Source organism: Halomonas sp., from assembly GCF_041689495.1.
Classification (GTDB): Bacteria; Pseudomonadota; Gammaproteobacteria; order Pseudomonadales; family Halomonadaceae; genus Halomonas.
In genome coordinates, this window is the sequence record NZ_JBDNGD010000131.1 from 1 (window position 1) to 6551 (window position 6551).

Below are 6551 nucleotides of genomic sequence, written 5' to 3' on the forward strand. Positions count from 1 at the left end.
CAGCATCTGGGTCCAGAACGCCAGCACCCCGAGGGAATAGGAGTAGATCGGCTTGTTGAGCAGCTTAGGCAGGAAATAGTAGGTCAGCCCCAGCACCATGGGTGTGAACCACATGCCCACGCCCATGTGCATGTAGAAGCCCTGAATCACGGTCTCGCTGATCCCGGTCTGCTGGTAGAAAGGCACGTAGGCGATCACCATCAAGGCCACCGTCCACAGGAAGCCCCCCATGATGTACCAGTTGGAGATGTAGATCTCTTCGATGGCACGTCCCGCGATGGTGCGGATCATGTTGTAGGTCACCAGTATCACGCCCAGGGCGAAGGTGCCCTGCACCGGCCAGATATACTCGCGATATTCCTGGCCGCCGTTGTTGATGCCGGACATGAGGAGCAGATCGCCCACCAGCACGGCGGCATTGATCAGACCCAGGCTCACCCAGGCCAGCGGTAGACTATGCAGGCGCCGGCGGCTGGTCTTGGGCACCACATACAGGGCCAAAGCGATCATCGCCAGTGAGGCCCAGCCCCAGAACACGGTATTGGTGTGCACCGGGCGCAAGCGGCCATAGGACAGCCAAGAGACATGATCGACGTCCGGCATGGCGAACTTGAGGCCCAGGTAGGCGCCGACCAGCGTCCCCACTAACAGCCAGAAGGTCGCGCAACCAAGATAGACGTAGATGAGGCGTGTTGCTTCCGTATCGCGGTCTGCAGCGACGTCAACCGCCGTCTTGGTGACGATCGCTGAGCGGCTCGCCGGTAACAGGGAGGCGGGATTGGCCATCTGACACCTCGTTAAACCGATGGTAAGAGGGTTTTCAAATGCTTCTTGAGCTTCCTATGCTGAAGCCCGTATGCGTCAAGCCGTGGACCGATTCAGATGCAAAAGGCGCTATATCGCGGAGGCCGCCGTCCCTGGCGCTCCTCGCTAGTCCTCCTGCCAGTAATCGTTGGCCGCGGCCACGGTCTGGAAGTGGATGACGATCACCTGAGTCGCGGCGATCAGGCTATCTGGGTCGTGGGCGTAGGCGCCGCGTAACACCTTGCGCACGTCGACGTCCGGCTGGGTGGTGCCGACGCCCGCGACGTCGATACACTCGCCGAGCGCACCGGTAGCGTTATGCAACGGTGGTGAATTATTAGAAGTATTCTTTTTGCATGTTTAAAATGTAGCACGAGATTCAGGTGGTGCAAGTTGGATTGTGAAGGCGAAGCCTTATACTCATGTCATCTGGCTTCGTAACGTCGAAACGCTGCGGATGGATCTGCCGGCGGTCATGGCGCACGTGCGCACCCTGCGCGATCGCTTCGTTGCCGGGCCGATCGGCACCGTCGACTCCCTGGGCGAGCGTAGCCTCCATGGACGGCCGCGCTTGCTCGATCCCACCACCCTGGAGGTCAATGGTGAGCGTATTCAGGCCGAGGCCGTGATCATCGCCACCGGCACCCGACCCAATCTGCCCGAAGCGTGGCGCTTTCTTGGCGATCGCCGGAATGAACGGTCACGTTCGCCGGAATACGCACACCTCACGCGCTGTCGTCTGCGCGTGAGCCGAAAAGGGTCGCATTAGCCTTGGGGCCAAATCAGTCGCGTGGCTCGGCGCGGTCGAAGTGCGGTTGAGTCGAGTGTGAGTGACCGTTACGTCACGGGGTCGCATCGCGCGGCCCCGTGGCGAATCTGGCTGCCTCATCGGAGGACATCGCAGTGGCAGCGGACATCGGCCGTCATGGAAGTGGCATCGGTTTGATGCAGGTCAATGCCGTCATCCGCCACCGTGCCAGAATGCACTGTTCGTAGATTCCGTCTCGTGCTTGCCAAGAGTGTTTGCCATGTCCTTACCTCCTCTTCCCTTGTCTTCGGCCATGACCTCGATGACTCGTCCTCCCGCTCCGACACGTCTGTTGCGTCTCCTCGACGCCCGGGTCCCGCTCTCGATCAAGCGTCTTTTGGTCGAGCCGTTGCTCAACCGAACCTTCGCCGTGCCCCTCGAGGAGGGCGAGTTCGATGCCCTGCAGGGACGCCGCATCACTCTGGTGGTCGAGGACCTGGGCATGACCCTGACCCTCGGCCTCGTGGACAGGCAGGTCATGCTCAGCAATGCACCGGGAGAGGCAAGCATTCGGGGAGGTTGGCGGGAATTCCTGTGCCTTGCGACTCGTCACGAGGACCCGGATAGCCTCTTCTTCCAGCGTCGCCTGTCGATAGAAGGTGACACCGAGCTGGGCCTGATGGTCAAGAACCTGCTCGATGGCCGCGAGGAAGGACTGGCCCAGGGCCGTCTGGGCGAGTGGTTGTCGCATTTCGAGCGCTTCGTCGAGCGTCATCCCTGAGGGTTTATCCCGCCGTGGTTGCCATGCCGTTCATCTCCGGTGCCATCGAGGCCCTGGTAAGGGATGAGGCGAGGGGGACGGCCGTATGGCTGGAGAGTGTCAGGCCCGCCAGTTGATCCGACTGTTGTCCATGCCGGGCCGTCCATGCCAATAGCCGTCGCAGATCTCGGCTTCCACCAGCGCCAGCGGGTCGGGGGCGGGAAGCGCACCGCTCCGGGCCGCATCGAAGGCGGTGACCACCTCGGTCATGCCCTCGGGCCGCGGGCTCAGCCGGGCGATCCCGACGCCTATCTCGGCCATGCCCGGGATCTCGTGGCGCAGGTCCTGGCAGGCACCCGAGAGGGTCTGGATGCCGTTGAGGGTAAACACCTCGCGAGACGTATCTTGAGTGCGCAGCGCCAGGCCCTGCGGATACTGCTGACAGACGAATCGGCAGTGGTCCTTGGGCTTATGGTGGCGGCGTGCGGTGAAGCAGCGCGATGACCAGGCCAGCGGCAGGTGGCCGTAGGCGAACACCTCGCAGGGCTGATCGAGGCCCTGGGCGGCGCAGTCGTCGAGCAGCCGGGTGAGATCGTCCCGGGACATCTCTACCGGCGCCTGCCAGCGCTGCATGCCGTTGCGGGCCAGCACGGCCAGTGTGGCCGGGTTATAGAGGTTGAGTGTCGCACCGGCGATGAAGGGCAGGCCGGCGGCGGCGAGCCGTTGCACCGCACTCTGGTCATTGGCCTCGACGGTGAATTCGCCGTTGTCGCACAGCTTGCGCAGGTCACGCAGGTCGGCCTCGGATTCGATCAGCGTCTGGCTCGCCAGCACCACCTGCTTACCGCTCTGGGTCAGCTCGCGGCCGATGCCCAGCCAGTCGTCGAGCTTCATGTCGCGGCGCCGCGAGCAGACCGACTCGCCCAGAGTAACGATCTCGACGGGCCAGTCGGCGGCCTCGCGGTAGAAGTCGGCGTAGCGCTCGCGGGTCCAGTAGAAAAGCACCGGGCCCAGGGAGAGCTGCAGAGGGGTGGAAGTCGACATGGGATCTCCTATTTCCAGCGGCGCTCGTAGGCGCCCAGAGTGGTGGTGGCGCCCTCGGAGAGCTCGTCGAGGCCGGCCATCCAGGCGGGGTCCGGGTGGAAGTGCCCGGGGGCCCGGTCGACACGATCCAGTGCCTGGCGCCAGATGCCGGCCACCTTCGACACGTAGGCGGGGCTGCGCTGGCGGCCCTCGATCTTCACTGCGCTGATGCCCAGTTCCTTAAGCTCGGGCAACAGCTCCAGGGTATTGAGGCTAGTGGGCTCCTCGATGGCGTGGTAGGTCTCGCCGTCCACCTCGAAGCGTCCCTTGCACAGGGTCGGGTAACCGGCGCGCTCGCCCTCGGCGTAGCGGTCGATCAGCACGCCGTTGAGGCGTGACTCGAGCCCCTCGGGGGTCTCCTCCCAGCGCACATGGGCCGCCGGCGAGCAGACCCCGCGGGTATTGGGCGACTCGCCGGTGAGATACGACGAGAGATAGCATCGCCCCTCGGCCATGATGCACAGGCTGCCGAAGGCGAACACCTCGAGCTCCACCGGGGTCTGCCTGGCCAGGTCGCGCACCTGGGTGATGGAGAGCACACGGGGCAGCACGGCCCGCCTGATGCCGAACTGCTCGTGATAGAAGCGTAGTGCCTCATGGCTGGTGGCCGAGCCCTGCACCGAGAGGTGGCGGGCGAGGTCCGGATGGCGGCGGGCGGCGTAGTCGAGCAGCCCCATGTCGGCCATGATCAGGGCGTCGACGCCGAGATCGGCGGCCTGATCCACGGCGCGGGTCCACATGTCCCAGCCGTCCGGCTGCGGGTAGGTGTTGATGGCGCAGAACACCCGCTTGCCGCGGGCGTGGGCGTAGTCGATGCCCTCCCGAGCGCGCCTGTCGGTGAAGTTGAGACCGGCGAACTGGCGAGCGTTGGTGGTGTTCTGGAAGCCGAAGTAGACGGCATCGGCGCCTTTGTCCACGGCACGCTTCAGGGCGGGCAGGTTGCCGGCGGGGCAGACGAGCTCCATGGCGAGACTCCTCTCGATGAAAACCCGACCATTCTAGTCGAGACTCGGGGCGCAGCGTTTGACCAGAGTCATGACAAGGCAGAATAGTTCGCGGCAAGGGATTCCATGACTCACGTCAGGTAATCCGCACGCCCGGATCGCCGGATGACGACTGATGGCAGAGCCTCACCTAGTCTTGGCGTAAGAGCACCATACGGGGGTAGCCGTGGATATCGAGCGACTCTTCGATGAGAGCTATGGACGCATTCTGAGCCGTGAAGTCGGTGGACAGGGCTTCTTTTCGGCGTTCTACGACCGCTTCCCTGCAGCCTCGCCGGAGGTCGCCACGGCTGAGCCCCGAGGCGTTTAGGATCAGCCCACCCAGGGAGCCCTGGTTAGCGTCGTGCCAGCCGGGCACGGGCGTGGCCCCCATGGGTGATGCCCATGGGGGCTGATGCTGTGGATCCATTTGATTGCCGGATCAAAGAGTGGGCGGGCCTGGTGTTGCAAAGTGGGCAGAAGTCGGCCTGTTCGCCGTGGCCCAGGCGCAGCCCGGTGTGGTGGTCGGCGACCTGTCGGTAGAGCCACTGGAAGCCGGGGCTACCTTCGGGAGGGCACGAGAGTGGGATGCGGGGCGACATCTCATCCAGCTCGGCGGCAGGGATACAGCGCTCGATGAGCGGATAGACGTGGTGGTTCTCGCTATGCAGGTGATGGTGGTAGAGCTCGCTGAAGGCTCGAGCCAGGTTGAGTCGGTTGGAGTCGAGCTCGGTCTGTGGCGCTTCTTCGGCCTGGCGGCGGATCGCTTCCTCGAGCTCGTTTCCATAGCGGGTGATCCGCCGGTGCTCCTCGGTGAGCACCGCCAGCAGCTCTGCGCTCTGCGCATGGCAGCCGGCCAGGTGGGCGAAGAGGACGTCCTCCACCGGGTGGTGCCACTCCTCGGGCTGGTGGGTCAGGTAGTGGCACAGTCTGGCCAGCAGTCGGTAGTCGGGGAGCTCATCGCAGGCCGCGATATGCAGCTGGCGGTCGAGGATGCAGAGCAGCGCCGCATAGCGATGGTGGTCGGCATGCAGGCGTTCCAGAACGATGGCTTTCATGGTGGCCTCCCTGACGCGCCGCCGGCATGGCGACGCGATGCGGTTGGATGCGCCTATGGCTCAGCCGGCGCGTTCGAAGAGCAGGTTGTTCTCCAGGTGAATATGCTGCATAAGGTCGTCGCGGAACTCACGCAGCCCGGTATAGAGGGCGCGCCAGGTGGTGCAGGCGCCCTTGGGCGGGGTGATGTCGTCGGTCAGCGCCACCAGCTGCTCGAGGTGCTCGCCGTGATCGTCGTGCTCGTGGCGCATCACCGCAATGGGGCCTTGGGCCTGGGCGCCCATGCTCCGGCGCAGCATCGGGAAGAGGATCTGCTCCTCCTTCTGCATGTGGCTCTCCATCTCCTGGTAGAGCAGGGTGAGCAGGTCGGCCAGGCCATTGGGGCAGGTGTCGCGCTCGCCGGCCGGCAGCGCCTCGAGCTCGGCGGCCAGCGCCTGGGGTGACAGGCCGACGCGCTCGGCGGCCTCGCGCAGGCTGATTCGCCCGCCACAGCAGAAGTTGATGTTGTGGTCGCGGAACACCCGGGTGGCGCCGGGCAGGGTCAGAGCGGTGCGGCCGACGGTCTGTTCGATCAGGCTCATGGCAGGAATTCCTTCATAGTGGGATGAGTGGCTGAGATGAGTGGTACTCTCATGTAGCAAGCGGCGTGCCAGTTCTCGAGAGCACGACTTCAGCGGCCTTGGCGGTTTGATGGTGAAAAATACCCGGATAGAATAGGGTAGATAAAATCCTTCAAGGTGAATATCACCATGCTCGACGAGACCCTGCTGGCGGACCTGGTCGCCGATCTGCCCAGCGCGGTGCGCCTGCAGCGCCTGGTGCGCACCCTGCGCGAGGGCTTTCGCTGCGGGGCCGTCTGCCTGCTGCGCCTGGAGGAGAGTGCCCTGGTGCCGGTGGCCGTGGACGGCCTGGTGCGCGAAGCGCTGGGGCGGCGCTTCGAGGTGGCCCAGCATCCGCGCCTCACCACCATCCTTGCCAGCCGACGCAGCACCCTCTTCCCGCCGGATGCCAGCCTGCCGGACCCCTACGATGGCCTTGTGGAACAGCAGCCCGGCCAGCCGCTGCACGTCCACGACTGCATGGGCATCAGCCTGCATGTGGAGGGCGAGCCCTGGGG

The 6551-nt window shown here is 64.7% G+C and carries 9 protein-coding genes; 3 read left to right on the plus strand and 6 right to left on the minus strand.

Translation table 11 applies throughout. From position 1 onward, the window contains the following. Together ACESMD_RS04375 and ACESMD_RS04380 are read right to left on the minus strand one after the other, a co-directional pair. The coding region (locus ACESMD_RS04375; RefSeq protein WP_372610690.1) for a cbb3-type cytochrome c oxidase subunit I at nt 1–786 on the minus strand (786 nt) is incomplete at its 3' end. Between the two features lie 144 nt (nt 787–930). After that, nucleotides 931–1128 carry a hexameric tyrosine-coordinated heme protein gene (locus ACESMD_RS04380; protein ID WP_372610692.1) on the minus strand — a complete coding sequence of 66 codons (198 nt, stop codon included), beginning with the start codon at nt 1126–1128 and terminating at the stop codon, nt 931–933. Nucleotides 1129–1279: 151 nt separating this feature from the next. Between ACESMD_RS04380 and ACESMD_RS04385 the strand changes: the two genes are divergently transcribed. Continuing rightward, the gene (locus ACESMD_RS04385; RefSeq protein ID WP_372610694.1) at nt 1280–1573 is read left to right on the plus strand and encodes a hypothetical protein; all 294 of its coding nucleotides are present in this window, start codon (nt 1280–1282) and stop codon (nt 1571–1573) included. A 259-nt stretch (nt 1574–1832) separates the two neighbouring features. Continuing rightward, nucleotides 1833–2333: an SCP2 domain-containing protein gene (locus ACESMD_RS04390; protein WP_372610696.1), complete on the plus strand. Its 501-nt coding sequence runs from the start codon at nt 1833–1835 to the stop codon at nt 2331–2333. Between the two features lie 99 nt (nt 2334–2432). On the opposite strand, the gene ACESMD_RS04395 is transcribed toward ACESMD_RS04390, so the two are convergent. The 4 genes from ACESMD_RS04395 to ACESMD_RS04410 all read right to left on the minus strand — a co-directional run bounded on the left by ACESMD_RS04395 (nt 2433) and on the right by ACESMD_RS04410 (nt 6015). Then, nucleotides 2433–3356 (minus strand): U32 family peptidase, encoded by a 924-nt coding sequence (locus tag ACESMD_RS04395; protein WP_372610698.1) that lies wholly within the window; start codon nt 3354–3356, stop codon nt 2433–2435. An 8-nt stretch (nt 3357–3364) separates the two neighbouring features. After that, a complete protein-coding gene (locus ACESMD_RS04400) occupies nt 3365–4360 on the minus strand; it encodes a peptidase U32 family protein (RefSeq protein WP_372610700.1) in 996 nt (331 codons plus the stop codon). Between the two features lie 374 nt (nt 4361–4734). After that, entirely contained in the window at nt 4735–5436 is a 702-nt protein-coding gene (locus ACESMD_RS04405; protein WP_372610702.1) for a hemerythrin domain-containing protein, read from the minus strand. Between the two features lie 60 nt (nt 5437–5496). Then, entirely contained in the window at nt 5497–6015 is a 519-nt protein-coding gene (locus ACESMD_RS04410; protein ID WP_372610704.1) for a DUF542 domain-containing protein, read from the minus strand. A gap of 168 nt (nt 6016–6183) precedes the next feature. On the opposite strand from ACESMD_RS04410, the gene ACESMD_RS04415 reads away from it, so the two are divergent. Beyond that, on the plus strand, nt 6184–6551 hold a 368-nt coding region (locus ACESMD_RS04415; RefSeq protein WP_372610706.1), incomplete at its 3' end, for a GAF domain-containing protein.